Raw genomic sequence first — 20,102 nt, forward strand, 5'->3', positions numbered from 1 at the left:
TAAAATCATTTAGAGCACTTTAATAAAGCATATTTATAAATTGAATTTTTATTGGTTGAATTATATCCCTTAAAAAGAAAAATTTTGCCTGAAATTCGCTTTCAGGCATAAACTGCAGATACATTTCTCATAGGTTGTAATTACTTAAAGGGTTCACTATATTATCTTTCACAATCACGTTGATCCATGCGATATTCGATGTTCTTCCATTGAATGATAATTGATAGCTAAAAGTGTTGTTACCAACAAAATCCTTAAACGGAACATACTGAACCCAGGGAAAAGTCATGTTTCCAGGATTTAACACAGTAACATTCCCATTTAACGGTTTATCAACAATAAACACTTTATACCCTGCACTAACATTCGTACAATTAATATTCACAGTAACAGGCATATTCTTAACAGTCTCAACCGTCAAATTTTGCGCAGTAATATTTAAAGTACCATTCTCTTTAACAACTACTGTTACCCATCCAACATTTGAATAGTTTCCTTTAGAATCTTTTACCCTGTAACTAAAAGTGTCATTACCAAAGAAATCCTTATTAGAAGTATAACTAAAGCTCCCATTAGTTGAAATATTTACACTACCATTTCCAGGCTTAAAAACAATACTTGAAGTCAAATTATCACCATCAACATCAGTAGCATTAAACACTCCCTGCACTTCCCTTCCAGATTCCGTATTTACTGTACTATTCCCTGCAACAGGCACATGATTTATTTCACTGTTGTGAAAAGAGTTTAAATCTGCTAAATCTGCCTCAGCAGAGGATTTCATTTCCTCAGCATATTTATTCAATATATGGTAGGCTACTAAAATCGCAGTTATTGCTATAGTTAGTACAATAACCACAATAACAATAGTAACTGCAGGAACTGCATTATAAATTAGAGTTAGAAAAACCAGACTCCACAAAACTATATCAATTATACCTAATAAAGCAGCGATTCCCCCTAGAGATTCCCCCGCTATCATAAGCCTATTTGCGGTATTTGCTGTTTTTTTAGCTGCATCCAGTTTTTGATCTATATTTTCTTTTTGAATTGAATATATTTGAGTTACAGCTTGCGAACCATTGAAACCAGGGTAATTAGGAGTTATTTTTAATGTAACTAGCGAAGGAAGCTGTTCTACAGGTATTTGATCAATTTTGCCGTTACTTCCATTAAATAATGCAAATTCATTTTCTTTATCAATTTTATCAAAAATCAAATACCTGTAATACCCTTTTTCAGTCTTGAGCTGTACTATATCCCCACTTTCAAGTTCAGATGGGGAAGTTTTAGAAATGTTGAAAAATATTTTAAAATGATCCCCTAGCTGTTTTGCTATTGATTCTGCATCTTTAAGGCTGTTATTATACTGAACCTGTTGATCCAGCTTTTCAGAATTCTCTTTAATTATTTGCGCTTTACTTTCAATATTTTTTGCATTTGTTTTCAATTGCTTAGACTCTGAATTTATAATAGAAATATGGGAGCTTAACTCTTTCAATTTCCAAAATTTCCACCAATTACCTTTTATATAATTTATAGAGTCACTTATATTCGCAATATTATTCATCATCTTGTCTACATATTCGTTTATTTCATTTGCATTACAATCCATTGTTGAAAGCGTTTCATCAACATTATTTCCATTATTAACTACTCCACCTATTTTTGCTGCACTTACTGGGACTATACTAATTACCAGAAACAGAATAACAAAAATAAAAACATTTTTCAACATTTAAATCACACCCTAATTACTACTAACAATTATATTTAAAAGTTAAAAGTTTAAATATATAAACGTTTAGGTATAATAGTACCAATGCACCCTAAAATAAGAGCAGTAAATAGAAAATCTACAAACAAAAATATAGTTAATATTGAGTTTAAGCATAAATTACAATTTTTAAAGGAGTTTTCATAAATATTATAAAAATATAATTAAAGTCCTAATTAAATAAATTAAACTAATAAATTCTTGAAAACATGATTTGCAATTTTTTTATTGTTTATAGCAATAATTTCCATTTTTTCAACTCAAACATAAAACATTTTTATAGTAGAAAGAGAATAAATTTAATGTTTACTTCTTTTTTGGAATTCCAAAATCGAAGTTGAAGTTGACAAATTAATAATTTTAGAACCCCAAGACTTTTGGAGAGATTATAAATGCAATTTGATCTTAAAACAAATGAAAAAGGAAATTTAAGCATCGGTGGAGCAGATGCTGTAGAACTCACAGAAAAATATGACACCCCTCTTTACGTCATAGACGAGATGAAAATAAGGGATAATTACAACAGGCTGTACAACGCATTTTCCAGCCAGTACGAAGACTTTAAAATATTTTACGCCTGTAAAGCTAACACAAACCTTGCAGTAATGAGAATACTGGAACAGGAAGGAAGCTGTATTGACGCAGTGTCCCCTGGAGAAGTGTATACCTCACTCCTTGCCGGGTTTGAACCTGAAAGGATCTTATACACGGGGAACAACGTCACTGATGAAGAACTTAAATTCGCAGTATCATCAGGCGTTACAATCAACCTGGATTCAATTTCAGCCCTTAAAAGGCTGTCAAAATTAACAGATCCTGAAAAAGTCAGAATATCATTCAGGGTAAACCCAATGGTAGGTGCTGGACACCACGAACACTGCATAACTGGTGGTGAACTATCTAAGTTCGGTGTTATGGAAAAAGAAGCAGCAGATGTTTACAGCTTAGCACAGGACCTTGGATTTACACCTGTCGGAATTCACACTCACATAGGATCTGGAATACTTGACCCAGAACCATTCATGCTTGCAGTTGAAACATTGATGGACATTACAGGAAAAGTACACGAAGAAGCAGGAGTTAAATTTGAATTTATAGACTTCGGCGGCGGGCTTGGTATTCCATACGAGCCGCATGAAAATAAACTTGACATAGACCACTTTTCAAAAGAAATTGTAGGCCTCTTTAAAAACAAATTAAACGAGTACAACCTTGGAAAACCTACAATGTACCTAGAGCCAGGTAGATATATAGTCGGGAACGCTTCAACACTCCTTACAAAAGTAAATACCATAAAACAGAGCTACAGGAAATTTGCAGGTGTAGACGCTGGTTTTAACACTCTCTTACGCCCTTCAATGTACGGGTCATACCACCACATCGTGGTTGCAAACAAGCCAGAAGCAGAAGCTACCCAGAATATAGACATTGCTGGAAATGTGTGTGAATCTGGAGATCTATTTGCAAGGGACAGGCCATTACCTGAAGTTGAAGAAGGTGACATTCTTGCGATCTTAAATGCAGGAGCATACGGATTTTCAATGTCATCACAGTACAACTCACGCCCAAAAACTGCGGAAGTGCTTGTAACTGACGGCGAAAGCGAAGTTATAAGAGAGAGGGAAACCTTTGCAGATGTCCTTACAAAACAGAATGTGCCTGTAAGGCTTTTAAAATAGATACAGATTACTGTACATTAACTAAAAGAAAAATTATTGTAAAGCTTTTAAATTAGGTACATGAGTTATGGAAGCGCCCAAGACTTAAATTGATGTATAATTATTGTGAAGCTTTTAAAATAAAGACTATGAAATGCATTACGCGCCATAACTTAAATTAACGCTTCAAAAACCTATATTTAGGGTTTAAAATAAATGTTCCTTAAACTTTCAAAAAACAGGTATCCATCCAAAAAAACTAAAAAAAAATCTTATTGATCTAACGAGGCTTAAGTAATGAGTTTAAAAGAGATTAAATTTTCAAAAATGCATGGACTTGGAAACGATTACATTGTAATCGATGAAACAGAGGAAGAAATTATTCCAGAGGATAAAAAATCAGAAATTACAGCAGAAATATGCAGACGCGGTTTTTCAATTGGAGCTGACGGAGTTATATTTGTTACTCCATCTGCATCTGAAGATATATGGTTTAGAATCTTTAATTCAGACGGTTCTGAAGCTGAAATGTGTGGAAATGGAATAAGATGCTTCTCCAAGTTTGTATATGACAAAGGGATTATAAATAAAGAAAATATAGATGTTGAAACACTCGGCGGAACTAAAAAAGTAGAGTTAAGCATCAAAGATGGAAAAGTAGCATCTTCAAAGGTTAATATGGGTAACGCAACCTTTAAAACATCAGAGATTCCAATGACAAGTGATAAAGAAGAGTTTCTTGATGACGAATTAGTTGTAGGTGGAAATCCGCTTAAAATGAGTACCGTAAGTGTTGGAAACCCCCATGCCGTGATATTTACTGATAATCTTGATGATGTGCCTCTAAATGAAATGGGTCCTGTAATTGAAGCACATGAGGCATTTCCACAGAAAATCAACGTGCATTTCGTGAAAATATTAAGTAAAAACGAAATAGACATGATCACATGGGAACGCGGCGCCGGCGTGACATTTGCCTGCGGTACTGGAGCTACTTCCTGCGTATTAGCTGGATTTAAGCTTGGAAAACTTGATAATGACGTTCTGGTGCATCTTCCAGGTGGAGATCTTAAAATAAATGTCTACGAGAACAATGGGACATTAGGCGCGTTCATGGAAGGGGACGCTGTCTTAGTCTTTGACGGGATCATCAAAACTAAGATTTAGTTTTGATGGACTGGCAAAATTGAAAATTTTGCCAAGATAATAAAAATTAAAAATTAATTTTTATTGCTATCCAAATTCTTCGAATTTAGATAAGATCATCGGAATTAATATTTAATTCCAATGGACTGTCACAATTGAAAATTTTGCCACGATAATAGAACTTAATCTTTAAGTTCTATTGCATATCAAAATTATGGAAATCGAGCTTTAATTATACAAAAAGCTCTTATCCTTTAATTTTAGAATTTAAATTCCCTGATTTTTAATTTATTTTCTAGTATAAGCTTTTTAATCCAGATACTTAAATCTAGCCTTAATGTTTATTTTAGTGTAAATGTATTTTAATAGATTATTCACTGGTTAATGCCATATAAACCATTATCCTTCCAAGTTCTGTCATTAGATATAAGTCTTCAGTCTGTTTTCCTTTTTCTAGAAGGTCTGTACTGTAATAAGCATGCGCCTTCTCCTCGCCAGCTTCAAATTCTTTTGTTTCAAAGTACTTTAAAATTCCTACATCAGATAATTTCTTTAAGTACTCTTTTGCACTGTCTTTTGTAATCCCAAATTCTTTATTAACAGACTTAGAATCAATAAATCCATGACAGTCGGCTAATTTTAATATTTCACTCTCCTTCTCGCCAAGCGCGCCTGCAGGGATGATAGGAAGCTGCTGAAGTTCCCCATGGCTTAGTACATATGTTGGATTTAAAGAACGCATTTGGGCAAGCCATAAAAGATACACACCAGTTCTATCTGGCCTAACTATAATTGAAAAATCATCCTCATCATTTAAAATTGCATTAGCTTTATGGATAATATCTTCAAATCGATTTTTTATCTTCATATAATCCGTTTTAACCTCAAAATCCCGGAATTTCGCTTTTTTGGATGATATAATTATCATCCTATCAGGTTTAACTTCAGACACCGCATCTTGAATATTATTTTTACTTTTAAGATTTGTTATCAATATTTTTTCACTCATGATATCACCAACAAGCTATAGGTAAAGAAACAGAAAAATTTTGATTTTTTATATTAAAATAACTATAATTTTCTGAGTGTATGTTCAAGCACAACTGCATTATTGTGTTCTTTATCTTTTGCAGAGTAAATTAAAGTTACTTTACCTTTATCTCTTTCTATTCCCTTTATTCCATTAATTAGCTCACCTTTGTCTTTTAACTCATCTTTGTATTTGTTTTCAAACTCTTTCCATTTTTTAGGGTCGTGCGCAAACCATTTTCTTAGATCATTGCTTGGTGCAATCTCTTTCATCCAGGTATCTAGATTTGCCTTTTCCTTGGATACTCTCCTAGGCCAGATCCTATCAACGAGAATTCTAAATTCATCATCTTCTTCACTGGATGACTCATAAGCCTGCAAAAATCGTAGATTTTTGCGGCCACAAAACCAAGAGTTAAAGAAACTTCGTTTCTTTACACCAAAAATCTGTGATTTTTGAAGTTTTGTAGGCCCTTTTTATCTTTATCATTTTATCACTTTTAATACTATGGTTAAAATTAATAATAAGTTTTTTTAACTGTCAAAACTTTATAGTTTTGACCCCCCGAAAAATTGAAAATTTTCGAATATTGTCCAATCTGAGATTTGACACAGCAAACACGGAGTGTTTACATGCTTTGTTTTTCGACTGCTGTTAAAATTTCTAATTTTAACACTTGCCATTGATTTTTCCATTTAAAAGAATTCTAGAAATATACAAAACAAAATACAACTTAAAAACTACATTTAATGACATATAATTAAAAAAATGGTAAATTAGCCTTTACCTTAATTAAGGCAAGTAAAGACAAAAAATTCAATTTTAAAAATACTGAATCAAAAATAAAAAGTAATATATGTTAAATTATCCTATTTTTGAATACATTCCCTTCTCAACTTCAAAAGATCTTTTTTTCTTTTTTTGAGGTCAGATACTTCCTTAACAATTTCCGGGAATTTCTCCAGGATACAGTCCACCACTTCTTTTTTATGTATCCACGTACAGTCTTCACAGCTCCAAACACCTTTATCTTTTATCCATTTACCTCCAGTAGAACTATCTCCACATGGATAAAACGGACAGTAACAGAAGGTACAGCTCTGTCCCTCCTCATGACAGGGATAATATTCACATTCTAAATTTGGACCTTCAACTATTTCGCCCTCTAAAAAGCGTTCATAAAACTCCTTTGAAAGTGGATGTATATCTGATCGGATCATATAGCCCCGTGGAGTAATCATATATCCATCCTGAACATAAGTCATGGAATTTCCGATAATTACAGTTGTGGACATGTTTATTTCATGATCCTTAAGTTCTCCAAGTGTTGTTACTGTAGTATCTACTCTATTATCTCCACTTTTTACTATCCCAACAGGAGTGGATGGTTTTTTATTTTCAAGTAAGACCCTGTAAGCTTCATTAAATGGTTCTTTCCTTGTCTTGCTCATTGGATTGTATATGGCAATTACAAAGTCCCCTTTTGATGCAAACTCTACCTTCCTTTTTATTTCAGATAAAGGAGTTAAAATATCACTTAAACTTATAACTGCAAAATCATGGAGAGGTGCCCCAAGTTTGGACGCTGCAAAGGTTGCTGCAGTTACGCCAGGTATAACTTCCACTTCAATATCACTGTACTTGCCAATTAATTGAAAAACAACATTCCCCATTCCAAATACGCCAGGATCTCCAGAACTTATAATTGCAACATTTTTACCTTCCTTTGACTTTTGTATAGCTATTTCAGCCCGCTCTATTTCATCTCCCATTCCCTTTTTAATTATTTCTTTTCCATCAAGCAGGTCTTCTATGGGTTTTATGTAAGCTTTGTAAGCAATTATAACTTCGCAGTTCTTAATTGCATTTAAAGCCCTTATACTCATGTCTTCTCGGGAAGGCCCTATGCCTATAACGCTGATCATTGAATCACCATGTTTACTACAATTAATTATTTTTTATAAAAAAATATAGTTAGTTTAAGTTAAAACTTAAACTAATTCTTCTATTTTAAGATTTTATTTGCTTAAGTGATGTTATCTTGAGAGTGTTAACATCCACTGCTATACCTTTTGTTTTCTGTTCTCCAGTTGCCGTTGCAGTCAAGTTATAGGTTGCACTTGGACTTATTACTATTTGTCCGCTTGTAAAAGCAGTATTTGAACTGTTTGCAGTTGTTTCATTTTCCTTATATCCAGTTGCCGTAATAGTCACATTTACATTACCGCCGCTTGAGCTAATTATTACAGCAGAGATCGTATCGATATTAATTCCATCAAGCTTTGTTTTGCTCTTAAGAGCCTGAGAAACACCATCTACATTTGTAACGTTGTATGTTTTAGTAATGCTGACCTTTGAACCGATGCCAATACTGTCCCAAATAGCAGTTAATTTACTGACCTGCATATCTATAACTTTTCCAACATCAGGGGGTTGGGAAGTTACTATGGTATATGAGCTTAAAAGTCCTGCTTCAAAAATTATCCCGAAGAGTAAAAGGAAAAATATAAATTTTATAATCCTTGGCAAATTTTATCACCTTAAATAATTTATTTTAGTATACTTTCTTAACATGAATTTTTAAAATTGATTAACTTAGTTTTGTGAGTTAAATTAGATTAATATTATAATATGATGTTATAAATATACATACAAAAAGCTTTGCACGGGGTAGTCATGAGCGATGATATCATTTTAAAGTTCACCAATGCCAACATTTTAATAAACGATAAAGCATATGAACGCATAATAACTCAAGAAAATTCAATTAAATTCACAGAATCATTAATAGAAGATATAGTGTACTCGAATCAGAATATAATTGTTTTAACTGAAGAAATTCTGGATCAATACCTGGAAAAAAATGGTTTAAAAGAAGAAATAAATAACGAAATTATCCCAGAGAATGCGGATATAAACCCCCCTGTTTCCCAGAGTAAATTCCAAACTGGAATGCCCTTCGATTTTCACGTGATTCAGGACACCACTAAGAAATCATATACAAGTGGGGAAGTTAAGGACTTTATTACTTATTTTAACAGCAGATATGAACAATTACATAATATTTTAAATAAAAGAAGGGAATTAAAGGATCACCGCCCTATTAATAAAATAGGAAAGAGCGAAGAGGTCATCAAAATAATAGGAATGGTAAATGACATCAAAAACACTAAAAACAGCCATAAAATAATAGAATTAGAGGATGAGACTGGAAGTACTAGTGTTCTTGTACATAACGAAAGTGGTCAACTCTATGAAAAAGCTGAGAAAATTGTAAGAGATGAAGTTATTGGCATAATTGGAAGTAAAAAAGGAACATTAGTAATAGCCTCAGATATTATACAGCCCGGAGTTCCAAGAATCGGTGAAAAACCCATGGATTTTGGAGCAGTTTTTATTTCTGATGTCCACATAGGCAGTTCTACTTTTCTTGAAGATGCATTTAATAGATTCATAAAATGGATAAACGGAGATTTTGGTGATGATAACCAGCAAGAAATCGCCAACGATGTTAAATATCTAGTTTTGGGTGGAGATACAGTTGATGGAATTGGTATATACCCCAACCAGGAAAAAGAGCTCACTATAAAAGATATTTATGAACAGTACGACGAAGCTGCAAGACTTCTTGGAGATATCCGAAGTGACATTAAAATAGTAATAGCCCCTGGAAACCACGACGCAGTAAGATTAGCCGAGCCACAACCTGCCCTTCCAGAAACATACGCCAAGTCCCTTTACGAGCTTAAAAATGCAGAATTTGTAAGTAATCCCGGAGTTGTAAGTTTAGATGGGATTAATACACTTATATATCATGGAAGAAGCTTCGATGATATGGCGATGTCTGTCAAAGGGTTTTCCCACCAGCGGACAGATTTGGTAATGACTGAACTTATAGAAAAAAGGCATTTAGCACCCATATATGGGGAAAGAACCCCCCTTGCATCAGAATATGAAGATCATCTCGTCATAAAAGAAGTTCCAGATATATTCCATACAGGGCATGTGCATATTAATGCATATAAACGGCATAAAGGTATCCACCTGATAAATTCAGGAACCTTCCAGTCCCAGACAGAGTTTCAGAAAATTTACAACATCGTGCCAACATGTGCAGAAGTTCCGGTGATACATAGGGGCTCATTTAAACTCTTAAAATTTGCTTAAATGTGAAATAGTTTCACATAAATTTATTATTCTCATTGATTAAATTTTTAAAATAGGAAATAGCTACTTAATAAATTATAAATAGAAAAACATTACATTCAAGTGATTTAAATGGATAAAAACCTAATTATAAAAGGAATAGTTGATACTTCACATTATGTTTACAAAAAAGGACTTGTACCTGGAAAATCTGGAAATATAAGCTGTAGATTTTATGAAGAAGGAATATCAAAAATTGCAATTACAAGAAGCGGTATTGCCAAAAGAAACGTAGAAGCAGATGATATCATCATAATAGATATGGATGGAAATGTGCTTGAGGGAGATAAAAAACCATCTATGGAGACTTTTCTGCATCTTGGAATCTATAGGGAAAGAGATGACATAAATAGTATTGTACATTCACATTCGCCATTTGCAACTGGTTTTTCAATGTCAGGTAAAAAATTAAAAAGATTAGAAGGATTTGGACCTATTGAAACTCCTCATATTCCATATGTGAAGTATGCATCACCAGGAAGCGAAGAACTTGCTAAAAACACCGCTTTCATGATGAAAGACAACGATGCGGTGGTACTGAAAAACCATGGAACAGTTGCTGCAGGTGTCAATCTTGATGAAGCAACTCTTCTTGCTGAATTTATAGAAGATATTGCTAAAATACAGTATATCGCACACACTTTAAGCTTAAATTCTGATACATCAGTCTAATTTTAAAATTAATTCAATAATTTTTTCATTTTAAATTATTAAAAATAAGGCAGAGAACGGAGAAAGTTCTCTGCCATGTGGAGTTAATTAAGTCATGTTTTTTTTTTGTTTGGTATGGAATTCGCTTTCAACCTAGATATCCTATCTTTCGTAGTAACGGCGGGTGAATCTGGGATATACAATAGTTAGGATCTAGAATATTGTTTCAAGCTCATTTCCCAATATCATACATACATTACCTAATTCTTCTAGCGTTGCCTGTACTACTCCACACAAACCATTAACAATGGTTACAATTAGGGGTTTACAATTGGCGGATACATTTGTACTTATCTGCGATGTATCTTCAGATAATGGAACATCTGATGAGTCAATTACAGTAAAATTACCATTATCTAATTCATTTACACCTTCATCTTGACTCTCATTTAATTGATCTATATCATGTGGGCCATCATATCCAAATTCAAGGTTTAATTCCGTGAACATATCATATCCGTCTTCATCAAACTGATCATTTGCGTTTAACTCATCAAAATTATCATTTTCATATGAAGGAATTGATACATCACCCAGATAATCAGTGCCTTCATCAACAGTATCTAATACTTCCAACAAATCATTACCCTCATCATCAAATTCATCCATACTTGCAGAGTCAGCCATATTATTGCTATATAGTTCGTCTATGTACTCAATATCTTCACCAGGAATATTAAATGAACTAACGGTGTAATCATCAGTTTCATCCAGCTGATCATCGGGTATACATTCTAAATCTGATGGATCTATCACTGTATAATTACCAATATAGTTACCATCATCGTCATATCCATCAATATAACCACTATCTTCATCTTCTGGATCTGAAACATCAAATGAAGTTACCATATCAGTATTAGATGAATCTAATACTTGAGATACATCTTTAATATCACTATTAGTTTGTTTAACTGCTGTAGAAACGACAGTTTGCTGATCTGCAGGGGAATCTACTGCAAATGCTGGTGCCACTCCCATCATCAAGATTACAAGAAAAATTGCCATTAATACTTTCACATTATCACATCCAATTATAACAATTCATGATTTTGATTAATAAGTTTCATAGTATATAATCTTAACTATTTTAACGGTGTATTAACGCCCATTAATTGTTCTATTAAGACAATATTGCTCTTAAGTGATAAATAAGATTTATATAAGATCATTTTACAAAATTAATATTGCTATAACTGAATAGATAGAAACAAAGTCATATTATCCAAAATTTGAATTAAATATATTGGCAGGAATTAGCAGAATAAAGTCTAAAATTTGGACCAATATGACAGGAACTATGTAAAATAAAGTCTAAAATTTGGACTAAATATACGAAAGTAGAATAAACCTAAATGGGACTAAATATTTGACAAAAGAAGTAAAATAAAATCCAAATCTCAGACTAAATACTAACAAAAACAGTGGAATAAAATCCAAGTCTCGGACCAAATATACTGACAAATAGTAAAATAAAGTCTAAAATTTTGGACTTAAAATTAGAGAAAATAATTAATTTACATAATGCCTTCTAAAAACCTTAATTTACTTTCAACTTTACAATTTATTCAAAAAAGAACACTAACTCAAATTAGATTATTAAATTAATTACAGATCTACAATGTTTAAAAGATAAATAATTCACTTAAACTAAAAATTAAAAGTGAAATATGACATAGATCTAAAAAAGAAAGTTTTGAGAAAATATCAGCTGAAAATAACCTTAAGTTATCTATGCTGACATCAATCAAAAGTAGCTAAATTAAGTTAATATTTATTTAAAATTAAATTCAGTCCCTAACAGACTCTAGTTCGCTTAAAACATTCCATATAAGGGTTCTTGCATGTATTGGAATATTTGGATCATTACTAATTTCGTCAAGTATTGAAATTACAGTACTTGCACGGATAGTAGGTTCTTCTTCATCTTTTGCCAATATATCCTTAGATTCTTCTGCTGCTCTCCTAATATTCCTAGGAACGCTTGTATCTTCCATTATATGTTGTAATATCTGATTAACACGATCAAATGCCTCTTCATTCATAATGTGACCTCCATAATATTTTTAGATAAAAGAATTCATAAAATAATCTAACTATTATTTTTTATATTTGATAAACTAAAAACCTTTTGGTATTTCAATAATTCACCTGTTTCTATTTGAATTTGAAAAATTTAAGATTTCCCCTATGAACTTCATATGGAAAGTAATACAACCTGCTTTATACTGACACAAATTTAATTTTTTAGCCTTTAGAAGCCACAGCAATGGCTACAGTAACCCCATTAAATGCTGTTTTCTTTAATACAAGCCTAGAATTTCTTCCAGCAGTTATTAAAGCCACAGGCTCACAAACTCCATAAATACCAAATTTTTTCTTAACAAATGATGATTTTGAATATCCATCATAGTTAAATTTTTTTAATTTATCTAAAGGAACTATTTCAAGGGGCATATTAAATTCAGAAACCATTTCAATTATACCCTCCTCATTCCTTTTCATTTCACCTGTTGAAATCACATCAATTCTTGCAACTGGTAATTTAAGAGCACTCATTGCACTCGTAATTGCACCTTCAACATTTTGTTTTGAAATGTCCCTTCGTGCACCTACACCAACCACGAATTTTTTAGGTTTTAAAATAATTTCAGTATCTTCAAATAATACTTTTAAATTATTTTCACCGGACTCAACCAAATTGTAAGAAGATTTAACCTGAGGATCATCTGAAATAAAGCTAAGCCTTAACGGAACAAATAGTTCAGGAAATTCATCCCTGACTAAAGCAGAATTTATACTTTTTATTCCTCCAGGATTTTTAATATTCAGATAATATTTTTTTGCAAGTGAATCTATCCCCAATTTACCATGTACGTCTGTAGCTGTTGTTATAACTGGGTCGGCGCCGGTAATTTCTGCAATTTTCTTTGTAATTTCATTGGCACCGCCAAAATGACCTGAAAGTAAGCTTATAACATGTTTTCCAGCGTCGTCCATGACCAGGACTGCAGGATCTTCCAGTTTACTTTCAAGTAATCCGCAAATATTTCTTACCATAATTCCAGATGCCATTATGCCAATTATACAGTCATATTTGCTGAATACAGATTTTAATGTCTTTTTAACGTTTTTGTGGAATATATCCACGCTGGTTATTGTAGGATCCCCTGCAAGATTTTCCAGAATTTTAGATGCAAGATCCTGAGAATCCTTGGTTATGGTGATTATTGCAATTTTCAAAGAAAAATCTCCATTTTACTTCAATTAGAATGTAACTTCTAAACAAATATCATATATAAAATAAGTTTTCTACATTAAAATACTGTTTGGTATGGAGTAACATCATACAACTTTAAAATTTCATAATATACTCAATTTTGGCATTTAAATGGCAGTTTAATTTAATTATAGCACTTTTTAATTTAAGTTTTTAAAAAGGCGAAAAAATTTAATCGACATTAAAAAAATAAATACATCTCGATAAATTTGATGAACTTATTGATGTTAATAGTGATGAAGAACTATTTAGAAAAAAAGGCTGAATATCAGCTAGAAGTGAGTAATCTGTTACAAATCACGTCTTCAAGAAAATAACCATTTAATTTTTTTAAAATCAAAATTACGGCAGTTATAATATTATTATCAAATATAAAAGATTTATAAGCATATATTTAAAAAAATATTTATATTTTTTCTCTTTTTTGGATTAATGAAACACTAAATAACAGTTATGAAAAATAAAAATTAAATTAATTACCATAAAGAGATGGGAAAAGGTTTAACACCTTTTCCATTCGGGTTTAACCTGGAATGTTACTAGATAAAATATGATCATTATGACTGCGATACTTATGAGTTCATAGGCCGGATCTATTGCTGCCTGGGTAAATAGCGATGGTGTTTGCAGAATTGAAGCTTGAGGATGAATGATAGCCGATTCATAGATATTATTAGCAGCATGCATACCAATAGCTAGCTCTAGTGTTCCACTTTTAAGAGTGATAAATGCTAAGGAGAATCCAACTACTACATAATAAACCATTGCTAGAATTCCACCTGCACTGATTTCAGGGTTTACTATATGAGGTAATAAGAATAAAATACCATTTATCAGTGCTAGCACTAAAAAATTTCGGGTTAACAGCCCGGTTCCCTGCATCAAGTAACCTCTGTAAGTGAGCTCTTCGCTAGTAGTTTGAAGTGGTATCAACACTAAAATAAATGGCAGGAAGTACAAGAACTGCGAAATATTACTACCATTAAACTGGATGTTTGATGGGTTCAATCCATATAAAAGAACATCTGAAAGGACTAAAAGCAGGAAAAAAAATCCAAACCCATAGAGAATAGGCTTCACGTTGATATTTTTAAATGGAGTTATAAGTGTAGAAAATGGTCTTTGATGCACATAACGGACGCTTATGAACACTCCAATTATTCCACAAATTGCAGGACACATGGTAACCACAAAATAGGCCAGCGGAGTGATTGAACTGATGTTAAGTGTTCCAAGATTAACTGATGATCCAAAGGCCATTGCAACGATGAATTGTACTGCAGCGCCAACAATATAAATAAAAAAATAAATAATAAATATTCCAATAATATACCTTATTAAACTTGTTTTACCTTTACGAGCTTGATCAAGAAATGTTTCCATTATATATCACCTTTTATTAGCAAACCAAATATTGAATTATCTCTTAAATAAACTTTTCTTACATAAATTCACTAATATTAAGCATTTCATAATAAATAACATGCCTTTTAATCTTATTTGTGATGAATTAAAAAAAATTTAAATAATTATAATTAAAAGTAATCTAAAAGCAATTTTTTTTAAATTTGTTTGCTCATTTATGCTCTAATTAATAAAAATTTAAATATGAATTGTTAAAAATATTGCTATTGAAAGGGGGATATATTATGAAACAAAAAATATTAATAGTTGGAATTTTGCTAATTGCAGGTTTACTTTTAGCTTCTCCTGCATCAGCAGCTACATCAGTAGATAAAAACACGCATAATGTGTACAGCACTAAATTTCATTGTTACGGGTCTATGACACATGTTACTTACAAAATTAGTGCATCTCATTATAGAACCTATGTTTATATTAAATATAAGAATGGGAAGGATGGAAAGTTGCAGATTGATTTAACTAAGCCTTCATCTAATAAAATCAAAATGACTGTTCTTCAACGTACTGACTGGGGTAATTCATATAATACAAAATATATCTACACTTCTTGGAGCGTTTACAAGTTCTATTTCTCCTATTTTAAATATGTGTTAAGATCAATGACATCTTAACCATTCTAAATTTTTATTTTTTTAGACTCGTAAAAATTAATTAATGACCATTAACAAGATATAAATCTCAAGAAATGCTTATTTATATGCTTTACAACAACTTAATTTTTAAAATAATTAACTAATACCATCCTAATTTTAATTTATTTATTATATATTCTCTTTTTTCAAAAATTAAACCATTATATATCATATAAACATGAATAAATAGGTAAAATTAAAATTAACCCTATTAATAATCTTAAATAGTCTTCTTTGAAACTTTTTTCAAATATAGAAAAGAGTAAAATATATTACATCTGCAAATAAATTTAATACTTAGCTAAGAAAAGCGTATGGGTAATGGTAAATAAAAATTCACAATCGAGATTTATTTAGAATTATATCTTGGTGTATCCATGTACGTAATAGTAATGGGCGGGGGAAGAGTAGGACTTAACTTATCATCCTTTTTAATTTCAGATGGGCAGGACGTTACACTCATTGAAAATAACGAAGAATTATGCTCAAAAGCTGCTTCAGAATTGGATGCTATGATTATCTGTGGTAACGGCACCGATACAAAAACACTTGAAGAAGCAGATATAAAAAGTGCAGATGTTTTTGTGGCAGCCACTGGAAATGATGAAACAAACCTGCTGGCGTGTATTCTTGTTAAAGATTATAATGTTTCTAAAATTATCACCAGAATAAGCGATCATACCCATGCAAAAGCATTTAAAAACGCAGGTATTGATTTTGCGATAAGTCCTGAGCTTACTGCAGCCAGTTACCTTGAAAAAATAATATTACGGCCAAAAATAGCAGATCTTGTTGTTTTAGGGAAAGGGGACGCAGAATTACTTGATGTTAGTGTAGAAAATAACAAAGTTATTGGTAAAAAAATAGGTGATATAAGTCCAACCAGGGACTATATCATAGTGTCCTTGCATGAAAATGGGAAGATAACAATTCCAATGATGGATACTGTCCTTGAAAGAGGATTTAAAATCTCGATCCTTGCAAAAACAGGGTCTATAAAAAAAGTTATAGATTTATTCACATAAAAAAGATAATATACATTTAAATATGATTTAATAAGCTTAAATGAGTTAAAATAAATGATTAAACACATTAATGCCTAAACTTTTAAACAAGTCATAAAATCCAATGTATAAAATGAAAACATACCATATTATCATTATAAACTTCTTTTTTCTGGCTTCTTTTTTATAAAATTCATTGAGCATATAGTAAATTGCCCCTATAATCAGGAATATACCTATTAATAAAAGATAATAATCCATATATTTACTTTAAAAATTGTTATATAAATATATTCAAGCTAAAATCATTAAAAATTAAAATACATTCTCAAAAGAAGATAAAAATAAGATATCAAGTTAATTAATTACAGTATACTCTTAAAAAATCATAAATATGTGAAAGGAGTATAGCAAAGAATCTAAATATTAAATAGATTACAATTCACAAACAAATGAAACTATAGCATATCAAAACTGTAAAAACACCAAACAGAATACATGCAACTAAAATAAATAATAAAACCGTTAGTTTAGACAGTAACACTGCTTCTGTAATCTTATCAGTTGTTAATGGACTTAATTCATCTCCAATTTCATAATAACCTATTTTTTCAAGTTTAATATCAAGAGCACCAGCTGCTGCAGCCATAGAAAATCCTGAATTTGGACTGTCTGGTTTTCTTGCATCTCTCCTCATTATTTTATATGCATTTCCCCAGTTTAACCTTAAAAACGCAGCTGCAATTACAATAAGGACTCCTGTAATCCTTGCAGGTATAAAATTCAAAACATCATCCAGTTTTGCAGGAAACCAACCTATTTTTATCTTTTCAGGTGTTTTGTAGCCCACCATAGCATCAAGCGTGTTTATAACCCTGTACACAACAGCCCCAAGAACTCCGAATATAAATGCATAAAACAAAGGAGCTATAATAGAATCTGTAATGTTCTCTGTTAGCGTTTCTATTGTTGCAGATACCAGATCTTCTTCATTAAGTTCCATTGTATTCCTGCTTACAAGATAAGACATTGATTGTCTCGCTTTTTCAATATTATTATCTATATCATTTTTCATATTTTCTGCAGAACCTAATAGGACCTTAATTGCAAATGTAGTGGATAAAATTATAGAAGAAACTAAAATGTATAATATGTAATTGAATGCTGACAGACGGAGTAAGACATAGGTTGCAAGTGTAAAAATCATTACAGCCATGAATGTTAAAATTATTCCAGAAATTTTACTTCTGTAGTTGATAAGATACTCCCTGAAAAAATCTATTACTTTCCCCATCCAGACTACAGGGTGTATCTTTGCAGGTAATTCTCCAAATATGACATCGATGATTATTGCAATTATGATTATAGATAAAGTTAGTTGAAGATACATTGAATTCCTCTAGATTTATTTATAGAAATTTTGTAAATTAGTTTATATTCTTGAATAATTTAATATTCTTCGAAGGAATAAATATGGATATCGTAGGCATATTTGGTGAAGTATCTAAAACTATGCGTTCAGATTTTAAAAGAGTGCAAAAAGCAATTGAAAAACATCCGGGATTAAAGGGAAACTCATATGAAGAAATTGTTAGAAAGTTTCTTAGAGAATACTTGCCAGAATCATTAGATACAGCTACAGGACTCCCTGTTAATTCTAATGGAAATTTTTAGGCAAATTGATGTAATTATTTCAGATAAAGCAAAAACACCCATTTTCTTCAGTAGTGGGGATATTCGAGTTATACCAGTTGATGTGCATATGCCGTTATTGAAATTAAGGCCTTTTTAAATTCCAAAGAATTATATAAAGCATTTAAAAATATGGAAAGCGCCAAAAATCTTGAAAAAAAGCTTATTTTAAAGAAAATGGTCCTGTTACTCATGTAACTAAATTGTAAGGAAAAAAATGGGAAAATTGGCCTTTAAATTATTATATTTTTGCATATAACTCTATTGATCTAGTTAAATTAGCTGAAACAGAACATAAAAAACACATTGCTAAAAATTTGTCAGAACACGCAAAGATAGATACCATTTGTGTTCTTATAAATGAGTCATTTGTAATAGAAAAAATGATAAAAAAAATAGATGCTCTCCAAAGCCAGGATCTAATCTTTATGTTGTCCAAACGAATCATTCACTTCTTTTATTTTATGCATTGACTAGTATTTATTTTAACCAAGCTAATATCCCTAATTTTAATTTTAATAGTTATTTAGGAGAATTAAAATTCTAAAATAACAATCTTTATAACTGAACATGTTAATCAGTTGAAAAGCAAGATATAGCCATATTTACATCAATAAATGTGAAAAATATTTTATAGAATTTTTACACTTGAAATTTAGTTATTAGATGTTAAAATAATCTATATAGGTAAATACACTTGAAAAGTAACTCTATTACTTTTAGTATATCTCCTATTTTTTTTCACTTGAAATCAATCTATTCAACATAATTTCACTAAATTTTATTGATTTACACTTGAAATACAACTGTTAGTTACAGAATCCAATAAAACATCTGAATTTACACTTAAATTTAACTGAACTAATTTTAAGAGTTATATATTTTAAAATTTACACTTGAAATCGATCTATTTAACATAAAACAATAAATTTGCTCTATACCTTAAATAAAACTGTTAAATACCTAAATTAATAAAAACATTAAATTTACACTTGAAACTTAAGTCTAATAATTTTAAAATTCGTATAGTTAAATTTTACACTTGAAACGTGCCTATTCAAATTAATATCAATAACTTTTATCGATTTACACTTGAAACTTAACTTTAAGTGCTGAATACATAATAGTATTAAATTTAATAGTTTAAACATGGTTTAAATGATTTTAAAGGTTTTATTTTAAGACATTGCATTTTAAAATATATCTATTTAGAGTAATTACAACGCATTTCATTTATTTATAGTTAAAAAGCACATTTATATGTCAAACGATAAAAAAAGTTAAATTTACACTTTAAACTTGGCTCTAAGCATTAAATTTATAATGATGTTAATTTTAACACTTTAAACATTATTTAAATAATTTTAAATGTTATATTTTAAAATATTACACTTGAAATGTATCTATTCACCCTAATTTTGATGATTTTTGTTGATTTATACTTAAAATTAGTATTTATATGTTAAATATAACAAAAAAATTAAACTTACACTTAAAAAATAACTTAGACTAATTTTAACAAATTTATAGCACTTTTACAC

17 protein-coding genes are annotated in these 20,102 nt (G+C 30.9%); 7 read left to right on the forward strand and 10 right to left on the reverse strand.

The window, feature by feature from the left end; translation table 11 throughout:
* Window positions 1–127: 127 nt before the first annotated feature.
* The gene (locus tag ASJ80_RS05700; RefSeq protein WP_069582027.1) at window positions 128–1,738 is read right to left on the reverse strand and encodes an Ig-like domain-containing protein; all 1,611 of its coding nucleotides are present in this window, start codon (window positions 1,736–1,738) and stop codon (window positions 128–130) included.
* A gap of 431 nt (window positions 1,739–2,169) precedes the next feature.
* Between ASJ80_RS05700 and lysA the strand changes: the two genes are divergently transcribed.
* Together lysA and dapF are read left to right on the forward strand one after the other, a co-directional pair.
* Window positions 2,170–3,456, forward strand: a complete 1,287-nt coding sequence (gene lysA, locus ASJ80_RS05705; RefSeq protein WP_069582031.1) for a diaminopimelate decarboxylase — start codon at window positions 2,170–2,172, stop codon at window positions 3,454–3,456.
* Between the two features lie 276 nt (window positions 3,457–3,732).
* Complete coding sequence (gene dapF, locus ASJ80_RS05710) at window positions 3,733–4,602, forward strand: diaminopimelate epimerase (protein WP_069582034.1); 870 nt, start codon at window positions 3,733–3,735, stop codon at window positions 4,600–4,602.
* A gap of 349 nt (window positions 4,603–4,951) precedes the next feature.
* Here dapF and ASJ80_RS05715 read toward each other — a convergent pair whose 3' ends face one another.
* The 4 genes from ASJ80_RS05715 to ASJ80_RS05730 form a co-directional block, all read right to left on the reverse strand.
* Complete coding sequence (locus tag ASJ80_RS05715; RefSeq protein ID WP_069582038.1) at window positions 4,952–5,590, reverse strand: hypothetical protein; 639 nt, start codon at window positions 5,588–5,590, stop codon at window positions 4,952–4,954.
* Window positions 5,591–5,652: 62 nt separating this feature from the next.
* Window positions 5,653–5,991: a DUF488 domain-containing protein gene (locus ASJ80_RS05720; protein ID WP_069582044.1), complete on the reverse strand. Its 339-nt coding sequence runs from the start codon at window positions 5,989–5,991 to the stop codon at window positions 5,653–5,655.
* Window positions 5,992–6,480: 489 nt separating this feature from the next.
* Window positions 6,481–7,536, reverse strand: coding sequence for a precorrin-3B C(17)-methyltransferase (cobJ, locus tag ASJ80_RS05725; protein ID WP_069582047.1), 1,056 nt, complete (start codon window positions 7,534–7,536; stop codon window positions 6,481–6,483).
* A gap of 85 nt (window positions 7,537–7,621) precedes the next feature.
* Window positions 7,622–8,140 (reverse strand): hypothetical protein, encoded by a 519-nt coding sequence (locus tag ASJ80_RS05730; RefSeq protein ID WP_069582049.1) that lies wholly within the window; start codon window positions 8,138–8,140, stop codon window positions 7,622–7,624.
* A gap of 147 nt (window positions 8,141–8,287) precedes the next feature.
* On the opposite strand from ASJ80_RS05730, the gene ASJ80_RS05735 reads away from it, so the two are divergent.
* Window positions 8,288–9,778, forward strand: a complete 1,491-nt coding sequence (locus tag ASJ80_RS05735; RefSeq protein WP_069582053.1) for a DNA-directed DNA polymerase II small subunit — start codon at window positions 8,288–8,290, stop codon at window positions 9,776–9,778.
* 111 nt (window positions 9,779–9,889) lie between these two features.
* Entirely contained in the window at window positions 9,890–10,489 is a 600-nt protein-coding gene (locus ASJ80_RS05740; RefSeq protein WP_069582057.1) for a class II aldolase/adducin family protein, read from the forward strand.
* 192 nt (window positions 10,490–10,681) lie between these two features.
* On the opposite strand, the gene ASJ80_RS05745 is transcribed toward ASJ80_RS05740, so the two are convergent.
* From ASJ80_RS05745 to ASJ80_RS05760, 4 genes are all read right to left on the reverse strand, one after another.
* Window positions 10,682–11,548: a hypothetical protein gene (locus ASJ80_RS05745; RefSeq protein ID WP_141705141.1), complete on the reverse strand. Its 867-nt coding sequence runs from the start codon at window positions 11,546–11,548 to the stop codon at window positions 10,682–10,684.
* 770 nt (window positions 11,549–12,318) lie between these two features.
* Entirely contained in the window at window positions 12,319–12,573 is a 255-nt protein-coding gene (locus ASJ80_RS05750; protein ID WP_069582062.1) for a UPF0147 family protein, read from the reverse strand.
* Window positions 12,574–12,775: 202 nt separating this feature from the next.
* Window positions 12,776–13,771 (reverse strand): cobalt-precorrin 5A hydrolase, encoded by a 996-nt coding sequence (locus tag ASJ80_RS05755; RefSeq protein WP_069582063.1) that lies wholly within the window; start codon window positions 13,769–13,771, stop codon window positions 12,776–12,778.
* A 538-nt stretch (window positions 13,772–14,309) separates the two neighbouring features.
* The gene (locus ASJ80_RS05760) at window positions 14,310–15,191 is read right to left on the reverse strand and encodes a CPBP family intramembrane glutamic endopeptidase (protein ID WP_069582068.1); all 882 of its coding nucleotides are present in this window, start codon (window positions 15,189–15,191) and stop codon (window positions 14,310–14,312) included.
* A 266-nt stretch (window positions 15,192–15,457) separates the two neighbouring features.
* Between ASJ80_RS05760 and ASJ80_RS05765 the strand changes: the two genes are divergently transcribed.
* Complete coding sequence (locus ASJ80_RS05765) at window positions 15,458–15,844, forward strand: hypothetical protein (RefSeq protein ID WP_069582069.1); 387 nt, start codon at window positions 15,458–15,460, stop codon at window positions 15,842–15,844.
* A gap of 398 nt (window positions 15,845–16,242) precedes the next feature.
* Window positions 16,243–16,890 (forward strand): potassium channel family protein, encoded by a 648-nt coding sequence (locus ASJ80_RS05770; RefSeq protein ID WP_069582071.1) that lies wholly within the window; start codon window positions 16,243–16,245, stop codon window positions 16,888–16,890.
* Window positions 16,891–17,311: 421 nt separating this feature from the next.
* On the opposite strand, the gene ASJ80_RS05775 is transcribed toward ASJ80_RS05770, so the two are convergent.
* Window positions 17,312–18,259 carry a cobalamin biosynthesis protein gene (locus ASJ80_RS05775; protein WP_069582073.1) on the reverse strand — a complete coding sequence of 316 codons (948 nt, stop codon included), beginning with the start codon at window positions 18,257–18,259 and terminating at the stop codon, window positions 17,312–17,314.
* A gap of 83 nt (window positions 18,260–18,342) precedes the next feature.
* On the opposite strand from ASJ80_RS05775, the gene ASJ80_RS05780 reads away from it, so the two are divergent.
* The gene (locus ASJ80_RS05780; protein WP_069582078.1) at window positions 18,343–18,543 is read left to right on the forward strand and encodes a DUF6602 domain-containing protein; all 201 of its coding nucleotides are present in this window, start codon (window positions 18,343–18,345) and stop codon (window positions 18,541–18,543) included.
* The last annotated feature ends 1,559 nt before the right edge of the window (window positions 18,544–20,102 follow it).

This window comes from Methanobacterium bryantii (assembly GCF_002287175.1).
GTDB classification, from domain to species: Archaea; Methanobacteriota; Methanobacteria; order Methanobacteriales; family Methanobacteriaceae; genus Methanobacterium_D; species Methanobacterium_D bryantii.